Consider the following 25,362-nt stretch of genomic DNA (forward strand, 5'->3'; position numbering starts at 1 on the left):
CGGACCGACGCTCAGGAGGCCGCCCCGGGCCTCACGGCCGCACACCGCCCCTCCCCTCCCGAACGGCCGGGCTCACCAGACCCGCACCGACGCCCCCCTCGCGAAGACCGGGCTGGTCGCGTCCGCCGGGGGCTCGGTCAGCGGCTCGGCGAGTTCCTCGACCGTCGGGCCGACCTTCGCCGCGATCGGGTCGAGGAGGTCGAGGTCGAAGCCGTAGACCCGGGCCGCGTTGCCGCCGACCATCGCGGCGACTTCTTCACGCGGCACGCGCGCGTAGGCGAACCGCAGGCCTTCCCGCGAGTACGGGTACGTCCCCTCGTCGTGCGGGTAGTCGCTGCCCCACATGATCTTGTCGACGCCGATCCGGTCGCGCAGCGGCACCTCGTGCGGGCGCATGAAGCTGGCGCCGACGAAGCAGTTGTCGCGCCACACCTCCGAGGGCGCGGCGCCCATCCGGGCGGCCAGTCCCGCGCCGAACTTGGACTCCGCGGTGGACGCCCTGGTCGCCGCCGCGACCAGGCGGCCGTGGTAGTAGTCCAGCATCTCCAGGACGCCCGGGATCCAGCCCGAACCCTGCTCGGTCAGCACCAGCCTCAGCTCCGGATGGCGGCGGAAGGCGCCGCCGAACACCAGGTGCCAGAGCGCCCGGTGCGAGAACCAGGTCGTCTCGACCATGAAGACCGCGCGGGCCGCCGGTTCGTCGCCGAGCGGCGGGGAGGCCGAGCCCGCGTGGTGGTTGACGGGGACACCCAGCTCCGCGCAGACGGCCCAGATCGGGTCGTACGTCGACGAGTAGAGCTCCGGGAGGCCGGAACCCGGTGGCGTGCCGGGGAGCAGCAGGCCGCCCTTGAGGCCCGCCGCCACGGACCGGCGGATCTCCTTCACCGCCTCGTCGACGTCGTTGAGGAGGATCTGGAAGACCCCGGCCCGCCGGCCCGGGGCCGCCGCGCAGAAGTCCGCGAGCCAGCGGTTGTGGGCGCGCAGGCCCGCCCAGCGCCGCTCGAACTCCGACGCGTCCGGCGCGGGTGCCATGAGCGAGCCCGACGGGAAGAACGGCGGGATGGTGTTGGGGAACACCACCTCCGCGACGATCCCGTCCTCCTCCAGCTCCGCGAGCCGCCGCTCGGAGTTCCAGTTCTTGTCGGCGGTGTCGGCGAGCAGGTCCTCGTAGGGGTTGACGTACGTCGCCGCCCACGCGTCGAACTCGTCCTGGTAGCGCCGCTCCAGATAGGGCTTGTAGTCCAGGAGGTCGGCGCCCGCGTGGCAGTCGGCCGAGATCACCGTGTAGCGGTCGGTCATGGCGTCACCCCCAGGGTCGGGAAGTCGTGGTCGGTCAGCCAGTGCCGGCCCACCTCGCGCGAGCGTGCCCAGGACGCCTCCACGGCCGCCTGGTCGGCCGGCTGGCCGAGGTCGGCGGGGGTGGGGCCGATCCGGCGGGCGAGCGGGGCCAGCTTCTCGGTGTCGAAACCGAAGACCTCCGCCGCGGCCAGGCCGAGCATGCGGCGGGTCTCCGTGACCGGGATGTCGTGGAAGGTGCGCTTCAGCCACGCGCGCGTGTCGGGCCAGGTGCCCTCGGGGTGCGGGAAGTCGCTGCCCCAGAGGATGTTGTCGACGCCGATCTCGTAACGCTGGGCGAGTTCGCGGCGCTTGGTGTTGGTCGCGCAGATGAAGACCTGCCGGTCCAGGTACTCGTGCGGCGGGCGCTTGAGCTCCTGGAAGGGGGAGAGCTTCTTGCCGCCGTGGGCGCCGAGGTAGAGGCGGTCCATGAACCACAGCAGGTTCGGCAGCCACCAGCAACCGGACTCGGCGACACCGAACCTCAGCCCCGGGTGCCGCTCGAAGACGCCGGACCAGAGCAGGAACCACAGCGGCCGGGCCGGCCACCAGGTGACCTCGGAGACATAGATCCCGAGGTGGTCGCCGTACTCGTGGCGCGGGGCGGCCCCGGAGTGTGTGAGGACCGGCATGCCGCACTCGGCGGCCGCCGCCCACACCGGGTCGTAACGGCGGTCGTGGTAGGGCTCCTTGTCGACCCACATGGACGGGATCATCAGGGCGCCGAGCCCGGACTCCCTGGCCCGGTGGATCTCCGCGACCACCTTGTCGGTGTCCGCGGTGACCGGCAACAGGGCCACCCCGCAGTGCCGTTCGGGGTTCTGGGAGACGAAGTCAGCCAGCCAGCGGTTGTGTGCCCGCGCGCCCGCCATGCCCAGCTCCGGGTCCTGGTCGCCGGAGAGTCCGAGCCCCACCCCGAAGGGCGCCGCCGTCTGGCTGTCGACCGCGTCCGCGTCCGGGAAGACGACCTCGGCGGCCACTCCGTCCCCGTCGAGCTCCTTGAGCCGCTGGGCACTGTCCCAACCCCCGCGCAGGCCCTCCTCGTTGTCCTGGAACCACTTGTTCGCGAACGCCTCGTTGCGGATGCCGAGCCGGGTCATCTCCTCGCGGCGCCGGTCGCGCCCGGCGAGGAAGCCGTCGAAGTCCCGGTGGAAACGGGAGTCCAGATAGGGCCGGTACTCCTCGGTCGGCAGCCCGGCGTGGCAGTCGGAGGAGATGATCAGGTACGGGTCGTCCTGGTCGGTCATCGGGACCTCCTCGGTCCGGTCGGTCCAGTCACTCCAGTCGGTCCGGTCAGTCCAAGATGAAGTTCTCCAGGTACGACGGGTTCGCGCGGTCCAGCATCGACCGCGCCCGCGCCCTGATCTGGGCGTCACTGTGTTCGCTCGGCGGCAGGATCCAGAAGCGGTCCGCGCGGATGCCGTCGACCACCGCCTCGGCGACCTCCTCGACCGGCGTGAACTCCACCTCCCGGCCGGCCTCCTTCATCGCGGCCTCCCACTGGTCGAGGCTGCGGTACGGCGTCCTGCGCGGCCGCTCCTTGGCGTACCGCTCGGGGCGGTTGCGGTGGGACTCCCACAGGCCGGTGCGGAGCATGTGCGGGCCGGGGAAGAGGACGGAGGCGCCCACGCGCGCGTGCTCCGCCTTCAGATGGGCGTACAGGGACTCGGTCATCGTCACGACGGCCGCCTTGGTGACGGCGTACACGGAGGCGGTGGGGAGCGGGGCGATGCCGCCGTCGCCGGAAGATGTGTTGACCACATGACCGGGTCGACCCGACTTGATCATGTGGGGGACGAACGCCTGGACGCCGTGGAAGACGCCCCACACATTGACGGAGAAGGCCCACTTCCAGTCGTTCGGTTCGTGCTCCCACATCCGGCCCTCGGCCCCCGAGCCGACCCCGGCGTTGTTGCACAGCACGTTGACCGCCCCGTACGTCTCGTACGCGAAGTCCGCCAGCTCCAGCACCTGTTCGCGCTCGCCGACGTCCACCACGCGCGCGTGCACATCGGCACCCTCCGCGCGGAGCCCCGCCACGGCCTTCTCCAGGGCGCCCTCCTCGACGTCGGCGAGGACGACCTTCAGCCCCTCGGCCGTAAACCGCCGGACCATCGCGAGGCCGATGCCGCTCGCGGCGCCGGTGACGACGGCGACCTGTCCTTCTTCGAGGAGCATCAGGCACTCCCCTCCGGAGGCGCGTCGAGGACCTGCGCCGGATCGTCGTAGCGCTGATGGACGTACGGCAGCAGGGCCTGCGCATCGACCCGCTCGACCACCTTGCCGCGCTGGTCGCTGGTCTTCTCGCCGAGGGTGATCTCGACGATGCGGCGGACGGGCAGGTCGGCCACCGGGTCGTACATCGACTCGCGCAGGACGACGTCGCCGGTGATCCGCTCCAGCCGGCGGACCTTCTCGTTGCGCAGGCAGTGCACCAGCAGCGGGTCGGCGTCGAAGCCCGAACCGTCCACCGCGGGCAGGAACTTGAAGTAGAAGTCGGTCTTCTGGGTCGGCTCCGGAAGGGGCAGCTCCCCGGCGATCGCGCCGCGCACCTCCACGAAGGCGATGCCGTGCCGGGCGAGGTGCGCGCGGACGACCAGGCCGTCGCGCTCGACGACCACCTCGCCGAGCTTCTTGGGTTCACCGAAGACCTCACGGCCGCCGATGAGGGCCCGTTCGTGGGTCATCGGCATGACGAGGGGGTACCAGCCCTCGACGCCGTCGTGGGCTGCCGCGACCGCGAACGAGCCCGCGCCCAGCGGGTATCCGGGCAGGTCGACCTTGCTGATGTTCACCCGGGCCAGTGGCCTGCCGGTGGGTTTCAGGGGTGGGGGCAGGACCGCCGCGAGGGCGTCCGGGTCGGTCTCCCAGATCGCCACCACGCCGGTGGACCAGATGTCGGGGAGCCGGGAGCTCGCGGTGCGCGCGGCGGCGATCTCCGCCTCGGTCCGTGCGCCGTACCGTACGCGTGCCATGTCGTACCGCCCTTCTTCTGATGGGCCGTCACCTGTAACACAGTTACAGCACACCCCCTGCCGGGTAAATACGCGTGCACGAGCCGGACTTGGGGGCAGCATGGCGAGAGCGTCGCTCACCCGGGACGAGGTCCTGGACACCGCCGCGAACCTGGTGCGGCAGCACGGCCCCGAGGCCCTGACGATGCGCAAGCTCGCCGCCGAGCTGGGCACCGCGGTGACCTCGATCTACTGGCATGTGGGCAACCGGGAGTCCCTGCTGGACGCACTCGTGCGGCGGACCGTGGCCGACCTCGGTGAGATCCGGCCCGTCGGGCGCACCCCGGCCGAGCGGATCGTCTCGGTGGCCCGCATCCTGCGGCGGCGGCTGCGCGACCATCCACACCTGATCGCCATGGTCCACGAACGGGGTCTGACCGAGCGGATGTTCCTGCCCGCCCGGCAGGCGCTGGTGCGCGAGGTGCACGCGGCCGGGCTGCGGGGCGCCCGTGCGGCGGAGGCGGTACGGGTGGTGCAGTTCCAGGTCGTCGGCTTCGTCCTGGTGGAACGCAACCGGGAGCGCGCGCCCGTACAGCATCCCGTGGCGGAGGCGACCGGGTCCGACGACGACCCGGCGCTCACCCGCGCCTTCGCCCGCCCGGTCAACGAGGAGCGGCTGTTCGTCACCTCTGTGCGGGCGTTGACGCGGTCACTGCTCGAAAATAAATAACTGGCGTCAAAAAATAACTGGCGTCGCACGGACGTGCTCTCCTACATTCGTGATCGCGGGGGCGGCTCCGCAAGCGTGCTTCCTTCTCCCTTTTCTGACGCTGACAGCGCGCTCACTCTCCGCCTCCCGCCTCACTCTTCTTCTCTTCTCTTCTCTTCCTTCCCGTCGGGGGCCTCCGCTTGTCCGTACTGTCGTCCGTGCTGCTCCGCCGCCTTCGTACCGTCTACGTCGACCAGGCCGGGCCACGCCCGGGCGACCCGTCGACGACGCCAGGGCTCGTCGCGCTCGAAGCCGAGCTGCTGGACCGGGGATTCGCACCGACGGCGGAGCTGCACGCGGCGCTCGCCTGGCTGGGGCCCGCCGGGCTCGGGGACGCGGGCCGGCAGCTGATCCGGCACATCGACGCCGAACTGGGCGCGGACCGCACCCATATGCCGATGTTCCGCAGCTTTCCGGCCTCGGTGCCGGACGACACGTTCCAGCTGTACGTCGACCGGATCTTCACCCTGCTGCTCCAGTGGCCGGCCCAGCCGTGTGTGCTGTGCGGCACGGTCGGCAGCGTGCACGCGGTGTCGCCGTGCGCGCATCTGGTGTGCCGGGAGTGCTGGGACGGCACGGACTACGCGGGCTGTCCGATCTGTCATCGCCGTATCGACCGGGCCGACCCCTTCCTGAAGCCGGAGCGGCCGCGTCGCGAGTTGGAACTCGCCGTCGGTCCGCTGAAGTCGCTCGCGCTCGGCACGGACGCGAAGGCGGACGCGGTCCGGGCCCTGCTGAAGCTGCTGGCCCGGCGCACCCCGCTGCCGCCGCAGGACCGGGACGACGTGAAGATCCTGCTGTCGCACGCACCGGCCGACCTCGAGTGGTTCCCGGCGGACATCCCGGTGCGCCAGACCAAGGCGCTGGCCCTCGGCATGCTGCTGCTCGACCGGCACACGCGCGTGGGGGCGACCGAGCTCCTGGCGACGCATCTGACGACCGCGACGGACGTGCTGCGGCTGCTGTGCATGTGGTCCGGCGGCGAGACCGACCTGCTCGACCCGCCCCGGATGCGGTCCCTGCCGCGCGCCCTGCGCCGGCAGCTGCTCGGCATACTCGACGGCCTTCCGATGCCGTCGCTGGTCGAGGACGTGCTGCGGCACCCGGGCGCCTGGAAGCGCGCCGCCGAGATCCTGCACCCCTACGAGCAGCACGCGCGCCACCCGAAGGCCGCGCTCGCGTTCGCCGTCCTGCGTGCCACGGACACCTCCGAGGGGGCGCTCGGCGAGGCGCTGCTGCGGACCGCCGCCGCACACCCGGACGCCGTCCGGGTCGACGGAGTCCGCGTCAAGCCGGCCACCTGGACCGCACGTGTCGAACAGGCGCTGCACGAGAAGGACATGACGGCGGCACTGGAGCTGCTCGCCCAGCGGCCGGGTGAACTGCTGCGCAGGCTCGACCATCTGCTGCGGCTGCGCGAGCTCGACGTACTGCCGGCGGGGTTCGGGGACGTCCTGCGCCGCGTGCTGCCCAAGGCCGGCCCCGGTCCGCTGCTGGCCGCGCTCGGCCGGATGCGGATCCGCCATCTCCCGGGCGGGCGGCGAGTGTTCTTCCCGCGCGGGCAGGTGACCCACTCCTTCGCGATCGACGACACGCGCGTACCGCTTTCGTCGGTGGTGACGGACGAGGTGTGCGCGCTGCTGGAGGCCGAGGCGCTGCGCCGTCTGTCCGACGGGCCACGGCTCGACCTGGCCGTGCTGGACTCGGCGCTGACCGGTCTCGCGGTGCCGGCCGCCGAGAGCGCCGCCGCGAAGGCGCTCGTCACGGTGCCGCGCGGCAGCACCCAGCCGCTGCCCGAGGGCGAGGTCCTGCGGCTCTTCCTGCACTGGATGGAGCCCGCCGGCACCCGGGTGGACCTGGACCTGTCCGTGGCGCTGTACGACGAGGACTGGAAGTTCGCGGGCCTGTGCGACTACACCAACCTCGTGTACGAGGGCCGTTCGGCGGTCCACTCCGGCGACCTGGTCTCGGGGCCCGCGCCGGACGGGGCGACCGAGTACGTCGACCTGGACCTCGGCGCGCTCGCCGATCGTGGGGTGCGGTTCGCGCTGCCCGTCGTCTTCAGTTTCAACGACGTCCCGTTCGAGGCGCTCCTGGACGCCTTCGCCGGCTTCATGGCGCTGCCGTCGGCCGCCCTGGAGGACCGTGACGCCTCCTACGACCCGCGCACGGTCCGTCAGCGGTACGACCTGGTGGGCGACTCGCGCATCCACGTCCCGATGCTGGTCGACCTGGGCCGCCGCACGTTCTTGTGGACCGACCTGCATCTGCCGGCCGCCGAGGGCTTCCACAGCCTGTATGTGCACGGGGCCGATCTGGGGCGGGTCGCCGAGGACCTGCATCAGTACTTCTCCTGCGGCCGTACGACCCTGTGGGACCTGGCCGTGTGGCGGGCGGCCGCGCGGGGCGACGAGGTCGCGGTGGTACGGCGCGCGCCGCATCCGCGCGCGGTGGACGAGCTCTGGCACTACCGGCGGCACGACGGGGAGCCGGACACGCGGTTCGCGGCACGCGTGCGTGCCCTGGAACCGCCACAGAGACGGCAACCGTCCGAGAACGCCGACGCCCTCGCGGGTGAAGCGGCCGCGAAGAAGCATGTGTTCCTCGCACTCGTCCACGGCGCAGTGGCCCCCGAGGGTGCGACCGGGTCGGCGTACCGGCTGCTGCCGGGGCCCGTCGACGGCTGCGGTCTGGAGGCGCTGACGGCGGGGGATCTGGTGGCGGCGCTGGGGTGAGGGGGGCGGACCGGTGGACAACTGCCGGGACCCGCTGTGGGGTTGGTCGCTCCACGCGCGCGTGCGTGCGGTTCCTCACGCCTGTGTACGAACTCCCGGCATCGCCCGCCGCCGCACCGGAACCTCTCTCGGCCGGGTGCGCGCGGCGCTGTCAGTGGGGGCCCGTATCCTCAGGGACCATGCTCGAAGACCGTACGACCGCAGCGTCCTCCCCCACAGCGTGGCCGGCCGCGTATCCGAAGGGGTACGCGGTCGTTGACGTGGAGACCACCGGCCTTGCCCGGGACGACCGGATAATCTCCGCGGCCGTCTACCGGCTGGACGCGCTCGGCGAGGTCGAGGACCACTGGTACACGCTGGTCAACCCGGAGCGCGACCCCGGCCCGGTGTGGATCCACGGTCTGACGAGCGACGTACTGCGAGGTGCACCCCTTTTCCAGGACATCGTCGAGGAGTTCTCGGCCCGGCTGGACGGCCGGGTGCTCGTCGCGCACAACGCGGTCTTCGACTGGCAGATGATCGCCCGGGAGTACGCGCGCGCGCAGCGCGAGGCGCCGGTCCGTCAGCGGCTGTGCACCATCGCGCTGTCGAAGGAGCTGGCGCTGCCGCTGCCCAACCACAAGCTGGAGTCGCTGGCCGCCCACTTCGGTGTCGTGCAGCAGCGCGCGCACCACGCGCTCGACGACGCGCGCGTGCTGGCGGAGGCGTTCCGGCCGAGCCTCATGGCCGCGGCCTCGCAGAGCATGCGGCTGCCGCTGCACGAGTGCCGGCCGCTGACCGAGTGGACCGACCGGGCCGTGCCCCGCCAGCAGCAGTCGGGCTACGGCAGCTACCGGCCGACCAGTTGGCGCCCCGCCCGCAAGAGGCCCGCCTGCCCCTACCCCAACCCGGGACGTTACGAAGAGGGCAAACCGCTCAAGCAGGGCATGCGCATCGCCTTCTCCGGGGACACCTCGACCGAGCGCGACCTCCTGGAGGACCGCGCGATCGAGGCCGGGCTGCATGTCGCCACCAGCATCTCCCGGCTGACCAGCCTGCTCGTCACCAACGACCCGGACTCGGGCACCTCGAAGGTGGTCAAGGCCCGGCAGTACGGCACCCCGGTCGTCGACGAGGCGGCCTTCGGACAGCTCCTGGGCAACGTGGCACCGGCGGCGGAGGGCTGACCGTACGGCGGCCCGGAACCGGCGCCGGGGACGACCGTACGGACGGGTGATTGCGCCGCGACTCGCCCGCCGCCACCTCGCCCGCACCGGGCCGACGGCTCACCCTGTGGCGCATGGCGACTTGCGAAGTGTGCGGAAACAACTACGGCATGACCTTCGAGATCCACGCCCAGGGCGCAGTGCACGTATTCGACTGCTTTTCCTGCGCTATCCACCGTATGGCACCGATCTGCGAGCACTGCCGGGTGCAGATCATCGGCCAGGGCGTCGAGGTCGAGGGCCACTGGTTCTGCGGTGCCCACTGCGCCCGCGCGGAGGGAAAGGTGGGCATCGTCGACCGCGTCTGACCACACCCCTGTGCGAACACCCCACGGCCCGAGTTGTACGGTCGTGGGGTGTACCGCTTCCTGTTGTCCCGGCAGTGGGTGATCCTCACGCTGGTCGCCCTCGTTCTCATCCCCACGATGATCCGGCTGGGCATCTGGCAGATGCATCGCTACGAGGAGCGCAGCGCCCGTAACCAGCTGGTCTCCGACGCGCTGTCCGCCGACCCGGTGCCGGTGGAGCGGATGACGTCCGCCGGGCACACGGTGACCAGCAAGGAGCGGTACCGGTCGGTGACCGCGAAGGGTCACTTCGACAGCGAGGACGAGGTCGTCGTCCGCCGCCGTACCAACTCCGACGACGAGGTCGGCTACCACGTGCTGACCCCGTTCGTCCTGAACGACGGCAAGGTGCTGCTGGTCAACCGCGGCTGGGTGCCCTCCGGCGCGACCCAGGCCGCCTTCCCGAAGGTCCCGGCGCCCCCGGCCGGCGAGGTCACCGTCACCGGGCGGCTGATGCCCGACGAGACGACCGAGGCGAGCGGCATCAAGAACCTCAAGGGTCTGCCGGACCGCCAGATCATGCTGATCAACAGCGAGCACGAGGCCCAGCGCCTCGGCAAGCAGGTCCTCGGCGGCTACATCGCCCTGACCACCCCCGAGCCCAAGGGCGACACCCCCGAGCTGCTGGGCAAGCCCGGCAAGGAGAACGCCCCGCTGAACTACGCGTACGCCTACCAGTGGTGGCTGTTCGCCGCGGGTGTGCCGATCGGCTGGGTCGTCCTGGTCCGGCGCGAGCTGCGGGACCGCCGGGAGGCGGCGGAGAAGGAGACGGCGACGGAGGCGGAGCCGGCGGCGGTCTGAGACGGGCCCCGCCCCTCCCCCGCCGATCCCGACCGGTCCCGCTGCCCCCGACCGGTCCCCCGATCCCTACCGGTCGCGCCAATAGAGAAACGTGCGCTCGGGTTCTGGCAGCAGCCCCCACGGATGTGTCGTCATATGGCGGCCGATACGCCGGAAGACCGGTGCGGCCTCGTCCGGACGGTGGGTGCGGACCAGGGCGAAGGCGAGCAGGTTGAGGTCGACGACGGCCTCGGCATGCGGCGTGGCGGCGGCGCGGAACCAGCCGGTCAGAGCCGTCTCGATCTCCTCGGTGGCCCGGGCCTCGTTCCAGTGGGCGTCGGCCCCGAGCCCCGTCCGTCCCTGTAGCTGCCGGTACGCGACGAGTTCGACGCGGGCCGCCACCGGGAGCAGGGCCAGCGGTGATCCGTGGGGTGCGCGGGCGGCCGCCTGCCGGGCGAAGTCGGTCATGTCGGTGACCGTGCCGGATCCGCGCGGGGAGAGGTGGCGCAGCAGCCGGTGGTAGGCGCCCCGGTGCCAGGGGGCGCGGTTGACGGCCTCGGTCCATACGGGCACGGCTTCCCGGAACGGGACGTGGAGGGCGTACATCAGGTCCAGCAGGGCCAGCCACGGCGTCGGGTCCTCGGGACAGGCCTCGGCGGCGCGCAGACAGGCCTGTTCCGCCTCCCGGACGGCGGCCGCCCCTTCCGCCGGGGCCCGCACCGACCGTACGCAGGCCCGCAGCACCAGGGCGTCCCCGTCGCCGGGCCGGTCGGCGATCCACCGCTCGCAGACCGCGGCCGGCAGCTCCCCCGCCAGTACGGTCGTCCGGTGCCACCGGCGGTCCCAGTCGCGGCCCGTGTCACGCAGCAGCTCGGCGACCGGCTGCCAGAGCGGGCGGGTACGACCGGCGCCCAGGCCGTGCAGCTGAGGGGCGGGGCGGAGCTCCGTCAGGGTCGCGTGCAGCGCGTCGTCGTCGAGAGCGGGGCGGACCAGCAGTGCGGGGCGGCGTCTGAGCATCTCGGTCCCGGAGGTGAGTGTCGGGGTGCGGGGCGGGCGGTGTGCCCGCCCCGCGGTGCCCGTGAAGGGGCGTCAACAGCAGCGGCCCTGCGGATGGGCCTCCAGGTGCCGGGTGCGCAGCACCTGGTACTCGCGCCGGGTCGGCACGGGGGCGAGCGGGTGGTGGCGCAGGTGACGGGCGCAGTAGCGGTCGTACTCCGCCTCCCCGGTCAGCTCCCGCAGGTACCAGCGGACGCCCCGCGCCCACCGCCCGAAGGCCGCCGCGCCCCGCCACCGCACGCTCACGAGCGGACCCCGACCAGTTCCTCACCGGCCCGCTCGGGCACCTCGATGCGCGACTCGACGTACGGTGCCTCGGTGGTCGGCAGGGTGCCCGGCGCGCGGATCGCCCGGACGCACACCACGGCCGCGTTGCCGATCACGACCGCGACGAGCACCAGGAACAGCGCGATCAGTACGCCGTCGACGGTGGAGTTGGTGACCACGGTGTGCATGTCGTCGAGGGTCTTGGCGGGCGGCAGCACCTGGCCGGCGTCGATGCCGTCGGCGTACTTGGCGCGCTGGGCGAAGAATCCGACGCGCGGGTCGTCGGAGAAGATCTTCTGCCAGCCGGCGGTGAAGGTGATCGCGACCACCCAGACCAGCGGGACCGCGGTGACCCAGGCCCAGCGCAGTCGGCCGGACTTGACGAGGACCGTGGTGCAGACGGTCAGGGCGATCGCGGCGAGCAGCTGGTTGGCGATGCCGAAGAGCGGGAAGAGCTGGTTGATCCCGCCGAGCGGGTCGGTGGCGCCGGTGTAGAGGAAGTAGCCCCAGGCCGCCACGACGAGTCCGCTGCACAGCCAGATGCCCGGCTTCCAGTTGACCCGGCCGACCGGCTTCCAGACGTTGCCGAGCATGTCCTGGAGCATGAAGCGCCCGACCCGGGTGCCCGCGTCGACCGTCGTCAGGATGAACAGAGCCTCGAACATGATCGCGAAGTGGTACCAGAAGGCCTTCATGGCCGTCCCGCCGAACACCCCGGAGAAGATCTCCGACATGCCGACCGCGAGGGTCGGGGCGCCGCCGGAGCGGGCGATCAGGGTCTGTTCCTCGACCGCCTTGGCGGCCTGGGTGAGCTGGTCGGGGGTGATGGTGAAGCCGAGGCCGGCCACCGCGTGGGACGCCGATTCCGCGGTCGTGCCCAGCAGTCCGGCGGGCGCGTTCATCGCGTAGTACAGGCCCGGCTCCAGGGTCGCCGCCGCGATCAGCGCCATGATCGCGACGAACGACTCCATCAGCATGGCGCCGTAGCCGATCATCCGGATCTGCGACTCCTTCTGGATCAGCTTCGGAGTCGTACCGGAGGAGACCAGCGCGTGGAAGCCGGACAGGGCGCCGCAGGCGATGGTGATGAACAGGAAGGGGAACAGCGAGCCCGCGAACACCGGCCCGGCGCCCGAGGTCGCGAAGTCGGTGACCGCGTCCGCGCGCATCACCGGGGCGGCGACCACGACCCCCACCGCGAGCAGCGCGATCGTGCCGATCTTCATGAAGGTGGAGAGGTAGTCGCGGGGGGCGAGGAGCATCCAGACCGGGAGGACGGACGCCACGAAGCCGTAGCCGACCAGGCAGAAGACCAGGGTCGTCGGGCTCAGGGTGAAGGTCGAGGCCAGTGAGGACTCCTGGACCCAGCTGCCGCCGATGATCGCGAGCAGCAGCAGCGCGACGCCGATGAGGCTGGTCTCGACGACCCGGCCCGGGCGGATGCGGTGCAGCCAGAAGCCCATGAACAGGGCGATCGGGATGGTCATCGCGACGGAGAAGGTGCCCCACGGGGAGTGCGCGAGGGCGTTCACGACGACCAGGGCCAGCACGCCCAGCAGGATGATCATGATGGCGAACACGGCGATCAGCGCGGCCGCGCCGCCCGCCCTGCCGATCTCGTCACGGGCCATCTGCCCGAGCGACTTGCCGTCCCGGCGCATGGACAGGAACAGCACGACCATGTCCTGCACCGCGCCCGCGAAGATCACTCCGGCGACGATCCACAGCGTGCCGGGCAGGTATCCCATCTGGGCCGCGAGGACCGGGCCGACCAGTGGTCCGGCGCCCGCGATCGCCGCGAAGTGGTGGCCGAGGAGCACCCGGCGGTCGGTGGGGTGGAAGTCGACCCCGTCCTCCAGACGCTCGGCCGGGGTGGCCCGCCGGTCGTCCGGCTTCAGGACCCGGCGGACGATGAACCGGGAGTAGAAGCGGTAGGCGATCGCGTACGAGCCGAGCGCGGCGACGACCAGCCAGACCGCGGAGATCTTCTCGCCCCGGGCCAGCGCGAGAACGCCCCAGGCGACCGCGCCGAGCAGCGCGACGGCGGTCCACACAAGGATCGACCTAGGTGACATACGTGATTTTTCAGGCGTCTCTTGGGCAGCCTGAAGGGCGGTTTCGGGCATGGCGGCTCCTCACCGGAAACGGTGCGACTACAACGGTGCGACTACGACAAGGAAGGAAAAGGGAGGGCAGGGCTCAGCGGCGATGTCGGTCGGTCAGCGCGTACGCGGCGAGCAGGCACAGGCCGCACCCCGGCACCCAGGCGAGCTGGTACCAGTAGAAGAACGGCGTGCCCGCCAGACGCGGCTCCGCACCGGCGTACAACGGGACCCACAGCAGTCCCGCGGCGGGTGCGAGAAGCAGTACGGCGATCGCGACGCGCCGTAGCCGGTGATGACCGGTCCGTGCCATGACCTGCGCTCCTCTCCCCTTCGCTGTGGGTCTGTGCAAGAGTTGCCCACCCGCCGCAGACGGTTGACAGCGAATGTCCAGAAGATTTCCCGCCGGTTCCCTGTCCTCCGAACCGGCCGCCCGCGCAACTCCTGCTCGAGGGTCCAGCCACACCTTCGGACACACACCTCGGGCACACCAAGGACGGTGACCATGGCCGACAGCGCCATGACCGCGACGTTCCTCGCCGTGATCGGCGGAGCGTCGCTGCTCGCCGTGACCGCGCGCCGGCTGCGCCCCGCCGACCGGCTGCCGTCCCTGGAGGGCTGGGCGCTCGCCGACCGCAGCCTCGGCCCGGTCTGGACCTGGCTGCTGCTCGGCGGCACGATCTTCACCGCGTACACCTTCACCGCCGTCCCCGGACTGGCGTACGGCAACGGCGCGGCGGCCTTCTTCGCAGTGCCGTACACGGTGATCGTCTGCCCGATCGCCTTCGTGCTGCTCAGCAGACTGGGTGACGTGGCCCGTCGGCACGGCTACATCACCGCCGCCGACTTCGTGCGCGGCCGCTACGGCTCGGCGCCGCTGGCGCTGGTGGTCGCGCTGACCGGGATCCTGGCGACGATGCCGTATCTGGCGTTGCAGCTGCTGGGGATCCGGGCGGTGCTGACCGCCGGGGGTCTGTATCCGCGGGGCGCGAGCGGTGATCTGGTGATGGTGGCGCTGTTCGCCGGCCTCGCGGTGGCCACCTACCGGCACGGGCTGCGGGCACCCACGGTGATCTCCGCGCTCAAGGCGGTCGCCGTCTTCGTCTCGCTCACCGCCGTCACCTGGCTGGTCCTGGAGCGGCTCGGCGGTCCCGGCGCGGTCTTCGACGGCGCCGCCGAACGCCTCGGCGGCCCGGCTCTCCTGCTCTCCCCCGAGCAGCAGCCCGCCTACGCCACCCTCGCCCTCGGCTCCGCGCTCGCCCTGCTGATGTACCCGCACGTCCTGACCGCGGCCTTCGCCGCCGACGGCCCGCGCACCCTGCGCAAGGTCGCCGTGGCCCTGCCCGCCTGGACGGGGCTGCTCGCCCTGTTCGGGTTCCTCGGGATCGCGGCGCTCGCGGCGGGGGTGCGGGCGCCGGAGGGCGGCGCTGAGACGGCGGTACCGATGCTGGTGGACCGGCTGATGCCGGGGCCGCTGGCGGGGCTGGTGTTCGGCGCGATCACCGTGGGGGCGCTGGTCCCGGCCGCGGTGATGTCGATCGCGGCGGCCACCAGCTTCGTCCGCAACGTCTACGTCGAGTACGTGCACCCCACCGCCACGCCCAAGCGGCAGGTGCGCATCGCCAAGGCGGTGTCGCTGACGGCGAAGGTCGGCGCGGTCGCGTTCGTGTTCGGGCTGCGCGACCAGGACGCCGTCAATCTCCAGCTGCTCGGTGGGGTCTGGATCCTCCAGGTCTTCCCGGCCGTCGCCGTGGGCCTGTTCACCGGTCGGCTGCATCCACGGGCGCTGCTCGCCGGCTGGGGCGCCGGGATGCTGTCCGGCACCTACCTGGTCGTACGCGAGGGGTTCTCGTCGGTCGGCGCCGGCCCCTTCCAGATCTACGCGGGGCTCACCGCCCTCCTGCTGAACCTGACGGTCGCCGTCGCCGGCACCGCGGTCCTCGAACGTCTCGGCGTCCCGCGCGGCGCCGACCTGACCGATCTGCCGTCGCGCCTGGCCCTCGGCCGACGCCCGGAGACGGGAGCGAACAACCCGTGAGACAGCACCTGAGACACACCACCCCCGTGCCGTTGCCGCTCAACCCGGCGGCCGCCGACCCGGCCGAGCTGGAACGCGAGGCCGGCGTGGCCCGGCTCTTCGAGCAGCACTACGCCTCGATGCTGCGGCTCGCCGTCCTGCTCGGCGCCGACGACCCGGAGAACGTGGTCGCCGAGGCCTACTACCAGATCTACCGCAAGTGGCGGCGCCTCAGGGACACCGAGGCGGCGGAGGCCTATCTGCGCTCCACCGTCTGCAATCTGACCCGGATGCGGATACGCCACCTCCAGGTCGCCCGCAGACACGCCGAGAACCCCCCGGCCTCGCTGGACGAACTCGTCGCCTCCGCCGAGAGCACCGCCCTCCTCCACGACGACCAGCGCGTCCTCATCGACGCCCTCCAGCAGCTGCCGGCCCGGCAGCGCGAGGCGCTGGTGCTGCGGCACTGGCTCGGACTGAAGGAGAGCGAGATCGCCTCCGCGATGGGGATCTCCTGCGGCTCCGTGAAGACCCACACCGCACGCGGCCTCGCCGCCCTGACCCAGGCGATGGAGGCCCGTCGATGACGAACGACACCAGTCCGGACCGCACCGAGCGCGAACTCCAGGAAGCCCTGGCCGCGTTGGCGGGCGGCGTGCACGCGGCCCCCGACGCCTACCGCACGGCCCGCGGCGAGTGGCTGCGCCGCGAACGCCGGCGCCGGCTCGTCCTCGCCGTGCTCGTCGCGGTCGTCTTCGCGCTGGCGACGCTGATCGGCCTGTGGGTGCTGAACCAGGCGCCCGCGGACCCCGGCGTCATCTTCTCCGGCACCCCGGCGTCACTCCCCCGGCCGACGCCCTGATTGCCCCCGGGGTCCGCCGGGAACCCGCACTTGCGTGCCCCGTATCGAGGATTACGCCCTTATCGGCGACGAACAGACAGCGGCCCTGGTCGGCAAGGACGGCAGCGTCGACTGGTTGTGCCTGCCCCGCTTCGACTCCGCGTCCTGCTTCGCCAGACTCCTCGGCGACGAGGACAGCGGTCACTGGCGCATCGCGCCCAAAGGCGCCGAGGGCGAGTGCAGCCGCCGCGCCTACCGCCCCGGCACCCTGGTGCTGGACACCGAGTGGGAGACGGACGAGGGGGCGGTGCGCGTCACCGACCTGATGCCGCAGCGCGACCGCGCGCCCGACCTGGTCCGCGTCGTCGAGGGCCTGCGCGGCGAGGTCACCGTCCGCAGCACGCTCCGGCTCCGCTTCGACTACGGCTCGGTCATGCCGTGGGTGCGCAGGTCGGACGGCCACCGGGTGGCCGTCGCGGGACCGGACTCGGTGTGGTTGCGCAGCGAACCCCAGGTCCGCACCTGGGGCGAGGACTACGGCACGCACTCCGAGTTCACCGTCAAGGAGGGCGAGAGCGTCGCGTTCGTCCTCACCTGGCACCCCTCGCACGAGCCGCGCCCCCCGCAGATCGACCCCTACGACGCGCTGCGCGCGAGCGTCGAGGACTGGCAGGCGTGGTCGGCCCGATGCCGCTACGACGGCCCGCACAAGGACGCCGTACTGCGCTCCCTGATCACCCTCAAGGCCCTCACCTACGTCCCCACCGGCGGCATCGTGGCCGCCCCCACCACCTCGCTGCCCGAGGAACTGGGCGGCGTCCGCAACTGGGACTACCGCTACTGCTGGCTGCGCGACTCCACCCTCACGCTCGGCGCGCTGCTGTCCTGCGGCTACCAGGAGGAGGCCGAGGCCTGGCGCGACTGGCTGCTGCGCGCGGTCGCCGGCGATCCGGCGGACCTCCAGATCATGTACGGCCTGGCGGGCGAGCGCCGGCTGCCCGAGTTCGAGGTGCCGTGGCTGGCCGGGTTCGGCGGGTCGAAGCCGGTACGGATCGGCAACGAGGCCGTGAACCAGCTCCAGCTGGACGTGTACGGCGAGGTCATGGACTCCCTCTCGCTCGCCCGGAGTTCGGGCCTGCCCAGCAAGCCGCACATGTGGTCCATCCAGTGCTCCCTGATGGAGTTCCTGCGCTCGGCGTGGCAGCAGCCCGACGAGGGGCTGTGGGAGGTGCGCGGCGGGCGCCGGCACTTCGTCCACTCCAAGGTGATGGTGTGGGTGGCCGCCGACCGTGCCGTACGCGCGCTGGAGGCCAACCCGAAGATGCGCGGCGACCTGGAGGGCTGGCGCGCGATGCGCGACGAGGTGCATCGCGAGGTGTGCGAGAAGGGCTACGACGCCGAACGGAACACCTTCACCCAGTCCTACGGCTCCCGCGAACTGGATGCCTCGCTGCTGCTCATCCCCCGCGTGGGCTTCCTGCCGGCGGACGACCCGCGCGTGGTCGGCACGGTCGAGGCGATCCGCGACGAGCTGGGCCACCACGGCTTCCTGCGCCGCTACAGCACCGACGGCACCACGGTCGACGGGCTGCCGGGCGACGAGGGGACCTTCCTGGTGTGCTCGTTCTGGCTCGCGGACGCGCTGCACATGATCGGCCGTACGAAGGAGGCGCGGGAGCTGTTCGAGCGGCTCGTGGCCCTGACGAACGACCTGGGGCTGCTGTCCGAGGAGTACGACCCGGTGCACGAGCGGCATCTCGGCAACTTCCCGCAGGCGTTCAGCCACATCGGTCTGGTGAACACCGCCCTCGCCCTGTTCGGCGACGAGGAGGCAGGATAGGGGCCATGGATCTTGGACTGAAGGACCGCGTGTACGTCGTCACCGGGGCCACGCGTGGCCTGGGCAACGCCTCCGCGCGCGAGTTGGTCGCCGACGGGGCGAAGGTCGTGCTCACCGGTCGGGACGAGAAGCGGGTCGCGGACGCGGCGGCCGAGCTGGGGCCGAACGCGGTCGGGGTCGCCGTCGACAACGCCGATCCCGAGGCACCGGCACGGCTGATCGCGGCCGCGCGGGAGACCTTCGGCGGCTTCGACGGCATCCTCGTCAGCGTCGGCGGTCCGGCGCCGGGCTTCCTCGCGGACAACACGGACGAGCAGTGGGAGGCCGCGTACACGTCGGTCTTCCTGGGCGCGGTGCGGCTCGCCCGCGCGGCGGCGGCCGAGTTGGAGGAGGGCGGGGTCATCGGTTTCGTGCTCTCGGGTTCGGTGCACGAGCCGATTCCGGGGCTGACGATCTCGAACGGGCTGCGGCCGGGGCTCGCCGGTTTCGCCAAGTCGATCTCCGACGAACTCGGACCGCGCGGGATCCGCGTGGTCGGCCTGCTGCCGGCCCGTATCGACACGGACCGGGTGCGCGAGCTGGACGGACTGTCGGCGGACCCGGAGGCGACACGAGCGGCCAACGAGTCACGGATTCCGCTGCGCCGCTACGGCAGGCCGGAGGAGTTCGGACGAACGGCGGCGTTCCTGCTGTCGCCGGCCGCCTCCTACCTGACCGGAATCATGGTGCCCGTGGACGGCGGCATGCGCCACGGGTTCTAGGACCCTGGGTCAACTCACCCTTTCCGCCCGGTGCTTGACTGCCTTCATCCGTACCTCTGACGGCAGCGCCGCCAGCCCCGCCGAGTTCCTCGCGTGGGTCAGTGCCTCGGCCGTCAGGTGGTCCAGTGCCGTCCCGGGGTCCACGTGCGGTTCCAGGAGGAGTCGTACGCGGGTCTCCGGGGCGTTGCGCCGGCCGGTGAGCTGGACGTGGGCGTGGGAGACGCCGTCCAACCGTGTCGCCTCGTCGGCCAGTACGCCTTCCAGGGCCCGGCCCCGGAGCAGCGCGCCCTCACCGTCGCCGGTGTCGACCAGGACCTCGGTCAGCCGGTGGCGGCGCAGGTTCGCGGTCAGCCACCACAGGGCGAGCAGGACGAGGACGGCCAGTACGGCGAGGACGGTCGGCCACCACCAGCCGTGGTTCTCCCAGCGGGTGCGTTGGCCGTCGTCGAGCAGTACGTCGTGCCGGCCGTCGTGGATCCACCAGGACGGCGGGTCCAGCCCCAGGCCGACGGCGAGCACCGAGCCGCCCACGACGAGCAGGACCAGCCCGACCACACCGAGCACGACACGGTTGACGATCCGGAGCATCGGCCTCACCCCTTCTTTCCCGGCCGCCGTACATGCACCGACAGCGCGAGCGGCCGGGACAGACCCAGCCCTTTGAGCGCCTCGGTGAGCGTGGCCTCCAGGTCGGCGTGTACGTCGTCCAGTTCGCGGAAGTGCGAGACGGCGCCGACGTCGGCCTTGGTGCGGGTCAGACGGACGCGTACCGACTGGACGCCGGAGACCTCCACGGCCCGGTCGCGCAGGACTTGGGCCGCGGCCTCGCGGTGGAGTCCGGCGCGTACGTCGGGCTGGGTGCGCCGCATCGGCAGGACGTCGCGCAGTCCGGGGGTGGCGGCGAGGACGATCAGCCAGGTGCCGAGGGCCGCGGCGATGCCGGCGCCGACGAGGACCCAGACGTCGTCGAGGGGACGTTCGGCGAGCTGTGCGGCCAACTCGCGGCGCCAGCGCATGGCGGGCTGCTCGGCGCGGACCGCTGTGACGTCGTAGAGGAAGAATCCCGCGATCACCAGGAGCAGCAGCGCGACAAGGGCCGCCGGGACGCGTCGCGCCGACCAGAAGCGGCCCTCGCCTCCCACCTCCGGGACGGGTGGTGGTGGTGCCTGGTCCGGTTCGGTCGCCTTCTCCAGAACCGGCAGCCGCTGTGTCGTTCCCTCGGAGCCCTGGGGCTCGCTCATCGCGTCCTCCCCTGTCCCGCGCCGTGTGCCGGGGTCAGGTGCAGCCGCTCCACATGGACCGCGACCTCCGGCACCTCCATTCCCACCAACGCGACTACCCGCTCCACCACATGCCGACGCACCCGCGCGCAGCGGGCGCCGATGTCGGTGGGGTAGCCGAGTTCGAGATGGACCCGGACGCGGGCGATGTCGTGGTGGACGACCACCGTGGCATGCGGGGGTGCGGCGTCCTCGGGGAGTTCCCCGATCGCCTCACGTGCCGCCTGGGAGGCGATCTTGGCCACCACCCGGTCGGCGATCCGGGTCGCGCCGCGTTCGCCGGGCGGTACGACGGTCGGGGGTCTGCGGAGCTCACCGGTCTCGGTGGTCACTCAGGTCACCGCCGGTCGCGCCGGTCGCCGCGCGTGCGGAAGAAGTCGCCGACCTCCAGGTCCCCCTCCAGGAACCGGCCGACGACGAACCCGATGGCGCCCAGGGCCGCCACCAGCAGGAAGGCACCGAACCCGCCGAAGTACCCGGCGAAGCCCAGCGCCATGCCGGCGATCATGCCGACCACGGCCATGCTCATGGTGTGCTCCCCTCAGCCCTCGCGGTCCTCACTGGATCCGGGGCTCCGGCTCCTCGTCCTCTTCCTCCGGCAACTTCACGTCGCTCACGGCGATGTTGACCTCGACCACCTCCAGGCCGGTCATCCGCTCCACCGCCGCGATGACGTTCTCCCGTACGGCATGGGCCACGTCTGAGATCGACACGCCGTAGTCGACGACGATCTCCAGGTCGAGCGCGGTCTGCACCTCGCCGACCTCGGCCTTCACACCTCGCGTCACGGATTTCGATCCGCCCGGCACCCGGTCCCGGACGGCTCCGAAGGTGCGGGAGAGCCCGCTGCCCATCGCGTGCACTCCGACGACGTCCCGGGCGGCCAGCCCGGCGATCTTCTCCACGACGCCGTCGGCGATGGTGGTCCGCCCCCGGGTCGCCGGATCCCCGCCGCCGCGCTTGGTGGGCTTGCGCGGCTGTACGCCCGTCTCCGCCTCAGGGGTCTGCGTCATGTCGGTCATCGCCGTACGTCCTCCCTCGTGGTCGTCGTCCTTCGACCACGGTAAGTGGGGTTGCGCCCTGGTGCGCCGGTGATGCGGCAGGCTGGAGCAATGACGGCGGACCGGTGGACGCGGACAGTGCGGCATCAGCTGGGTCTCGGCAGGCTGCTGCCGCTGGGCGGCGCGCACGACGGCGCGTGGATCGCGGAGCAGGCGGCCGAGGCGGTGCTACGGCGTGCGGTACGGGATCTACGCGCCGTACGGCTGGACGGGCTGCGGATCGCCCTCGCCGACCCGGAGGACGCGCGGGACCCCGCCGTACCGCCCCCGCCCAGTGCCCTGCCGCCGGGCCCGCTGCGGGTGACGGCCGACTTCGCGGCGACGGCCGACGAGCCGCTGCCCGCCACGGCGGCCCTGCTGCGCACCACCCTGGCGACCGCCGCGACCGAGCGGCTCGGCCTGGAGGTGACGGATGTGGACCTACGGGTGACGTCCCTGCTGGACGAGGAACCGGAACCCGAGCCCGTACGACGGCCCGAGCCGCCCTCGGTCACGGCGGCGGACGAGGATCCCGCGGCCCTCGCGGCGCTGTCGGTGCCCGGCGTGACCGGGCTGACGGCCGCGCTCGGGCGCGCGGTGCAGACCCAGGAGCGGCAGGGCGAGACGGCCCTGCCGCGGCGCCATGTCCGGGTGGAGGTGGCGGTGGACGCGGAGCGCCGGGCGGTGGATGTCGCCCGGGCGGTCCGTCGAGAGGTGGGGAAGGCGCTCCCCGGTCACCCGACGGTGGCGGTGCTGGTGACCGTCGTCGGGTGAGGACCGGAGTGCTTACTCGCCCACGCCGACCAGGTCCCGCAGTCGGCGCGTCTGAGCGGCGCGCTCGGCGGCGCGCTGCTCGTCGTAGGTGCGGTCCTGGGCACCGCGCAGCAGGGCCTTCGTCTCGATGACGGCGTCCCTGGGCGCGGCGAGCAGTGCTCCGGCCAGGTCCTGGACCGCGCCGTCGAGCTGGTCGAGCGGCACGGCGATGTTGGCCAGGCCGGTGTTCACCGCTTCCTCGGCCAGTACGAAGCGCCCGGTGGCGCAGATCTCCAGCGCCCGGGCGTAGCCGACCAGCGAGACGAGCGGATGCGTGCCCGTGAGGTCCGGCACCAGGCCGAGGCTGGTCTCGCGCATGGCGAACTGCACGTCGTCGGCGACGACGCGGAAGTCGCAGGCGAGCGCGAGCTGGAAGCCCGCCCCGATGGCATGCCCCTGGACGGCGGCGATGGACACGACGTCACTACGCCGCCACCAGGTGAAGCCCTCCTGGAACTCGGCGATGGCGGCGTCGAGTTCGGCGTCGCCACTGCGGGCGAGGTCGATGAACGACGGCTCGCCCTCGATCCCCTCCGGCGTGAACATCTGCCGGTCGAGCCCCGCGGAGAAGGACTTGCCTTCACCACGCAGCACGACGACACGGACGGAGCCGGGCACGAGCCGACCGGCCTCGGCGAGCGCGCGCCACAGAGCGGGGCTCTGCGCGTTGCGCTTGGCGGGGTTGGTCAGCGTCACCGTGGCGAGCGCGTTGTCGACGGTGAGCCGTACGCCGTCCTTGTCGAGCAGGGGAACGAGTTCCTGGCCCATGGGGCGCCTCCGATGAGTGCGGTCATCCGCCGTGCCACATGGCACGACTAAGTGACTGCACAGTAACCACCCGACCGGTCAGAGGACCGAGCGGGTGGCCACCATCGAAGCCGAGGGGCCGCCCGGAATCAGGACGACGCGGCCTTCTTGCCCCGGGTCGCGCCGCCACGCCCACGAAGCGTGACGCCCGACTCGCTGAGCATCCGGTGTACGAAGCCATACGAGCGGCCGGTCTCCTCGGCCAGCGCTCGGATGCTCGCACCGGAGTCGTACTTCTTCTTCAGGTCTGCCGCGAGCTTGTCGCGCGCGGCGCCGGTTACCCGGCTGCCCTTCTTCAGAGTCTCGGCCACCCGTGCCTCCTCATGGGAAGTGCGCTCTGGTCCCCTCATGATCACCCCTCCGGGGCTTCATGGCCACCCATTCGGCAAGGTCCGTAAGACAAGGTTGTGACGACAGGAGCGCATCCCCACATACGGAATCTGTGATTCCGCTGCAGGCTGTTCGTACCGCCGAACGAGTTCACTTGTGAAACGCCTGGTCAGAGACGCGGAGCGGCCGAGCCCTTGTCGATAAAGGGCTCGGCCGCGAAATGGATGTAGGACACACCTCGGTACGAGGAGATCTCACACAGATGATGGATCACCGGTAGGCCGAATGATCCATACCTAGTTGATCAACCGTTCGATCAAGCGAGGGCGACGAGATCCGCGTAGTCGGAACCCCACAGATCCTCGACCCCGTCGGGCAGCAGAATGATCCGCTCCGGCTGGAGCGCCTCGACGGCGCCCTCGTCGTGGGTGACCAGGACGACCGCGCCCTTGTAGGTGCGCAGCGCGCCGAGGATCTCCTCGCGGCTTGCCGGGTCGAGGTTGTTGGTGGGCTCGTCCAGGAGGAGCACGTTCGCCGAGGAGACGACCAGGGTGGCCAGGGCCAGCCGGGTCTTCTCACCGCCGGAGAGGACTCCCGCGGGCTTGTCGACGTCGTCGCCGGAGAACAGGAAGGAGCCCAGCACCTTGCGGACCTCGACCAGGTCCAGGTCGGGGGCGGAGGAGCGCATGTTCTCCAGGACCGAGCGCTCCGGGTCGAGGGTCTCGTGCTCCTGGGCGTAGTAGCCGATCTTGAGCCCGTGACCGGGCACGACCGCACCGGTGTCCGGCTGCTCGGCACCCGCGAGGAGGCGCAGCAGGGTCGTCTTGCCGGCGCCGTTGAGGCCGAGGATGACGACCCGGGAGCCCTTGTCGATGGCCAGGTCGACGTCGGTGAAGATCTCCAGCGAGCCGTAGGACTTCGACAGTCCCTCGGCGGTCAGCGGGGTCTTGCCGCAGGGCGCGGGCTCGGGGAAGCGGAGCTTGGCGACCTTGTCGGAGACCCGCACCGCGTCGAGCCCTGCGAGCAGCCGGTCGGCGCGCTTGGCCATGTTCTGCGCGGCGACCGTCTTGGTGGCCTTGGCGCGCATCTTGTCGGCCTGCGAGTGCAGGGCCGCGGCCTTCTTCTCGGCGTTCTGCCGCTCGCGCTTACGGCGCTTCTCGTCGGCCTCGCGCTGCTGCTGGTAGAGCTTCCAGCCCATGTTGTAGACGTCGATCTGGGCGCGGTTGGCGTCCAGGTAGAAGACCTTGTTGACGACCGTCTCGACCAGGTCGACGTCGTGGGAGATCACGATGAAGCCGCCGCGGTAGGTCTTGAGGTAGTCGCGCAGCCAGACGATCGAGTCGGCGTCGAGGTGGTTCGTGGGCTCGTCGAGCAGCAGGGTGTCGGCGTCCGAGAACAGGATCCGGGCCAGCTCGATACGGCGGCGCTGACCACCGGAGAGGGTGTGCAGCGGCTGGCCGAGCACCCGGTCGGGGAGGTTCAGCGCGGCGGCGATGGTGGCGGCCTCGGCCTCGGCGGCGTACCCGCCCTTGGTGAGGAACTCCGTCTCCTGGCGCTCGTACTGCTTCAGCGCCTTCTCGCGGGTGCCGCCCTGGCCGTTGGCGATCCGCTGTTCGTTCTCGCGCATCTTGCGCATCAGTACGTCGAGCCCGCGCGCGGACAGGATGCGGTCGCGGGCGAGGACGTCTAGGTCGCCGGTGCGGGGGTCCTGCGGGAGGTAGCCGACCTCGCCGGAGCGGGTGATCTGGCCGCCCGCGGGGATGCCCTCACCCGCGAGGCACTTGGTGAGCGTGGTCTTCCCCGCGCCGTTGCGGCCGACCAGACCGATGCGGTCGCCCTTGGCGACACGGAAGGTGGCGGACTCGATGAGGACTCGGGCGCCGGCGCGCAGCTCGATACCGGAGGCGGAGATCACGGACAGACTCCAGGGCAGGTTGTTTGGCGGTTGGGCGGCTGAGGACGTTCCCGCCGTCTAATGCGCGAGGAGAATGGCCATGGGCCAAGTCTAACGGGGCGATGCAACCACTTTTTCTGGGTTCGCCTGTTCGATGGCCGTCGCCTGTTCGGAGCAGTGGCCGGCGCC

Annotated in this window: 27 protein-coding genes; 11 read left to right on the forward strand and 16 right to left on the reverse strand. The window is 71.6% G+C overall.

All coding sequences use genetic code 11. The annotated features are described in order from the left end of the window. Window positions 1-72 precede the first annotated feature (72 nt). The 4 genes from ABKA17_RS32500 to ABKA17_RS32515 are packed head-to-tail and all read right to left on the reverse strand — an operon-like array spanning window position 73 to window position 4,310. Window positions 73-1,299 (reverse strand): amidohydrolase family protein, encoded by a 1,227-nt coding sequence (locus tag ABKA17_RS32500; protein ID WP_353695895.1) that lies wholly within the window; start codon window positions 1,297-1,299, stop codon window positions 73-75. Continuing rightward, entirely contained in the window at window positions 1,296-2,582 is a 1,287-nt protein-coding gene (locus ABKA17_RS32505; RefSeq protein WP_353695896.1) for an amidohydrolase family protein, read from the reverse strand. Before ABKA17_RS32505 ends, ABKA17_RS32500 begins: the two co-directional genes overlap by 4 nt. Window positions 2,583-2,628: 46 nt before the next feature. Continuing rightward, window positions 2,629-3,513, reverse strand: coding sequence for an SDR family NAD(P)-dependent oxidoreductase (locus tag ABKA17_RS32510; RefSeq protein ID WP_353695897.1), 885 nt, complete (start codon window positions 3,511-3,513; stop codon window positions 2,629-2,631). Further along, complete coding sequence (locus tag ABKA17_RS32515; protein WP_353695898.1) at window positions 3,513-4,310, reverse strand: acetoacetate decarboxylase family protein; 798 nt, start codon at window positions 4,308-4,310, stop codon at window positions 3,513-3,515. The genes ABKA17_RS32510 and ABKA17_RS32515 overlap by 1 nt, the downstream gene beginning before the upstream one ends. Before the next feature lie 100 nt (window positions 4,311-4,410). Between ABKA17_RS32515 and ABKA17_RS32520 the strand changes: the two genes are divergently transcribed. The 5 genes from ABKA17_RS32520 (at window position 4,411) to ABKA17_RS32540 (ending at window position 10,146) form a co-directional block, all read left to right on the forward strand. Further along, entirely contained in the window at window positions 4,411-5,019 is a 609-nt protein-coding gene (locus ABKA17_RS32520) for a TetR/AcrR family transcriptional regulator (RefSeq protein ID WP_353695899.1), read from the forward strand. Between the two features lie 179 nt (window positions 5,020-5,198). Beyond that, window positions 5,199-7,793, forward strand: coding sequence for an MXAN_6230/SCO0854 family RING domain-containing protein (locus ABKA17_RS32525; RefSeq protein ID WP_353695900.1), 2,595 nt, complete (start codon window positions 5,199-5,201; stop codon window positions 7,791-7,793). Window positions 7,794-7,972: 179 nt separating this feature from the next. Then, window positions 7,973-8,959 (forward strand): DEDDh family exonuclease, encoded by a 987-nt coding sequence (locus tag ABKA17_RS32530; RefSeq protein WP_353695901.1) that lies wholly within the window; start codon window positions 7,973-7,975, stop codon window positions 8,957-8,959. 113 nt (window positions 8,960-9,072) lie between these two features. Continuing rightward, the gene (locus ABKA17_RS32535) at window positions 9,073-9,306 is read left to right on the forward strand and encodes a metallothionein (protein ID WP_353695902.1); all 234 of its coding nucleotides are present in this window, start codon (window positions 9,073-9,075) and stop codon (window positions 9,304-9,306) included. A gap of 48 nt (window positions 9,307-9,354) precedes the next feature. After that, complete coding sequence (locus ABKA17_RS32540; RefSeq protein ID WP_353695903.1) at window positions 9,355-10,146, forward strand: SURF1 family cytochrome oxidase biogenesis protein; 792 nt, start codon at window positions 9,355-9,357, stop codon at window positions 10,144-10,146. A gap of 66 nt (window positions 10,147-10,212) precedes the next feature. Here the strand turns inward: ABKA17_RS32540 and ABKA17_RS32545 are convergent, their stop codons facing one another. From ABKA17_RS32545 to ABKA17_RS32560, 4 genes are all read right to left on the reverse strand, one after another. Further along, window positions 10,213-11,142 (reverse strand): hypothetical protein, encoded by a 930-nt coding sequence (locus ABKA17_RS32545; protein ID WP_353695904.1) that lies wholly within the window; start codon window positions 11,140-11,142, stop codon window positions 10,213-10,215. Window positions 11,143-11,214: 72 nt separating this feature from the next. Next, window positions 11,215-11,427, reverse strand: coding sequence for a YbdD/YjiX family protein (locus ABKA17_RS32550; protein WP_502994442.1), 213 nt, complete (start codon window positions 11,425-11,427; stop codon window positions 11,215-11,217). Continuing rightward, window positions 11,424-13,523, reverse strand: coding sequence for a carbon starvation CstA family protein (locus ABKA17_RS32555; protein WP_353695905.1), 2,100 nt, complete (start codon window positions 13,521-13,523; stop codon window positions 11,424-11,426). Before ABKA17_RS32555 ends, ABKA17_RS32550 begins: the two co-directional genes overlap by 4 nt. A 124-nt stretch (window positions 13,524-13,647) precedes the next feature. After that, window positions 13,648-13,863, reverse strand: coding sequence for a DUF3311 domain-containing protein (locus tag ABKA17_RS32560; RefSeq protein ID WP_266829048.1), 216 nt, complete (start codon window positions 13,861-13,863; stop codon window positions 13,648-13,650). Between the two features lie 192 nt (window positions 13,864-14,055). On the opposite strand from ABKA17_RS32560, the gene ABKA17_RS32565 reads away from it, so the two are divergent. The 5 genes from ABKA17_RS32565 to ABKA17_RS32585 are packed head-to-tail and all read left to right on the forward strand — an operon-like array spanning window position 14,056 to window position 19,009. After that, window positions 14,056-15,588, forward strand: coding sequence for a sodium:solute symporter family protein (locus ABKA17_RS32565; protein ID WP_353695906.1), 1,533 nt, complete (start codon window positions 14,056-14,058; stop codon window positions 15,586-15,588). Continuing rightward, a complete protein-coding gene (locus tag ABKA17_RS32570; protein ID WP_353695907.1) occupies window positions 15,585-16,154 on the forward strand; it encodes a sigma-70 family RNA polymerase sigma factor in 570 nt (189 codons plus the stop codon). Before ABKA17_RS32565 ends, ABKA17_RS32570 begins: the two co-directional genes overlap by 4 nt. Continuing rightward, window positions 16,151-16,429 (forward strand): hypothetical protein, encoded by a 279-nt coding sequence (locus ABKA17_RS32575; protein ID WP_353695908.1) that lies wholly within the window; start codon window positions 16,151-16,153, stop codon window positions 16,427-16,429. Before ABKA17_RS32570 ends, ABKA17_RS32575 begins: the two co-directional genes overlap by 4 nt. 34 nt (window positions 16,430-16,463) lie before the next feature. Then, window positions 16,464-18,248 carry a glycoside hydrolase family 15 protein gene (locus tag ABKA17_RS32580; RefSeq protein WP_353695909.1) on the forward strand — a complete coding sequence of 595 codons (1,785 nt, stop codon included), beginning with the start codon at window positions 16,464-16,466 and terminating at the stop codon, window positions 18,246-18,248. Between the two features lie 5 nt (window positions 18,249-18,253). Then, the gene (locus tag ABKA17_RS32585; RefSeq protein ID WP_353695910.1) at window positions 18,254-19,009 is read left to right on the forward strand and encodes an SDR family oxidoreductase; all 756 of its coding nucleotides are present in this window, start codon (window positions 18,254-18,256) and stop codon (window positions 19,007-19,009) included. A gap of 9 nt (window positions 19,010-19,018) precedes the next feature. Here the strand turns inward: ABKA17_RS32585 and amaP are convergent, their stop codons facing one another. The 5 genes from amaP to ABKA17_RS32610 are packed head-to-tail and all read right to left on the reverse strand — an operon-like array spanning window position 19,019 to window position 21,311. Beyond that, a complete protein-coding gene (amaP, locus tag ABKA17_RS32590) occupies window positions 19,019-19,597 on the reverse strand; it encodes an alkaline shock response membrane anchor protein AmaP (protein WP_353695911.1) in 579 nt (192 codons plus the stop codon). Window positions 19,598-19,602: 5 nt separating this feature from the next. Then, the gene (locus ABKA17_RS32595; protein ID WP_353695912.1) at window positions 19,603-20,250 is read right to left on the reverse strand and encodes a DUF6286 domain-containing protein; all 648 of its coding nucleotides are present in this window, start codon (window positions 20,248-20,250) and stop codon (window positions 19,603-19,605) included. Then, window positions 20,247-20,621, reverse strand: coding sequence for an Asp23/Gls24 family envelope stress response protein (locus ABKA17_RS32600; RefSeq protein WP_353695913.1), 375 nt, complete (start codon window positions 20,619-20,621; stop codon window positions 20,247-20,249). Before ABKA17_RS32600 ends, ABKA17_RS32595 begins: the two co-directional genes overlap by 4 nt. A gap of 5 nt (window positions 20,622-20,626) precedes the next feature. Beyond that, window positions 20,627-20,818 (reverse strand): hypothetical protein, encoded by a 192-nt coding sequence (locus ABKA17_RS32605; protein WP_353695914.1) that lies wholly within the window; start codon window positions 20,816-20,818, stop codon window positions 20,627-20,629. Window positions 20,819-20,846: 28 nt separating this feature from the next. Then, on the reverse strand, window positions 20,847-21,311 hold the full coding sequence (locus ABKA17_RS32610) for an Asp23/Gls24 family envelope stress response protein (protein ID WP_353695915.1): 465 nt from the start codon (window positions 21,309-21,311) through the stop codon (window positions 20,847-20,849). 90 nt (window positions 21,312-21,401) lie between these two features. Here ABKA17_RS32610 and ABKA17_RS32615 point away from each other — a divergent pair, with 90 nt between their 5' ends. Continuing rightward, window positions 21,402-22,103 carry a nucleopolyhedrovirus P10 family protein gene (locus tag ABKA17_RS32615; RefSeq protein WP_353695916.1) on the forward strand — a complete coding sequence of 234 codons (702 nt, stop codon included), beginning with the start codon at window positions 21,402-21,404 and terminating at the stop codon, window positions 22,101-22,103. 12 nt (window positions 22,104-22,115) lie between these two features. Here ABKA17_RS32615 and ABKA17_RS32620 read toward each other — a convergent pair whose 3' ends face one another. The 3 genes from ABKA17_RS32620 to ABKA17_RS32630 form a co-directional block, all read right to left on the reverse strand. Next, window positions 22,116-22,910: an enoyl-CoA hydratase/isomerase family protein gene (locus tag ABKA17_RS32620; RefSeq protein WP_353695917.1), complete on the reverse strand. Its 795-nt coding sequence runs from the start codon at window positions 22,908-22,910 to the stop codon at window positions 22,116-22,118. Between the two features lie 128 nt (window positions 22,911-23,038). After that, window positions 23,039-23,260, reverse strand: coding sequence for a helix-turn-helix domain-containing protein (locus ABKA17_RS32625; protein ID WP_004002281.1), 222 nt, complete (start codon window positions 23,258-23,260; stop codon window positions 23,039-23,041). A gap of 335 nt (window positions 23,261-23,595) precedes the next feature. Continuing rightward, entirely contained in the window at window positions 23,596-25,194 is a 1,599-nt protein-coding gene (locus ABKA17_RS32630) for an ABC-F family ATP-binding cassette domain-containing protein (RefSeq protein ID WP_353695918.1), read from the reverse strand. Window positions 25,195-25,362: the final 168 nt, after the last annotated feature.

Origin of the sequence: Streptomyces sp. RG80, from assembly GCF_040446465.1 — a bacterium.
GTDB lineage: Bacteria > Actinomycetota > Actinomycetes > Streptomycetales > Streptomycetaceae > Streptomyces.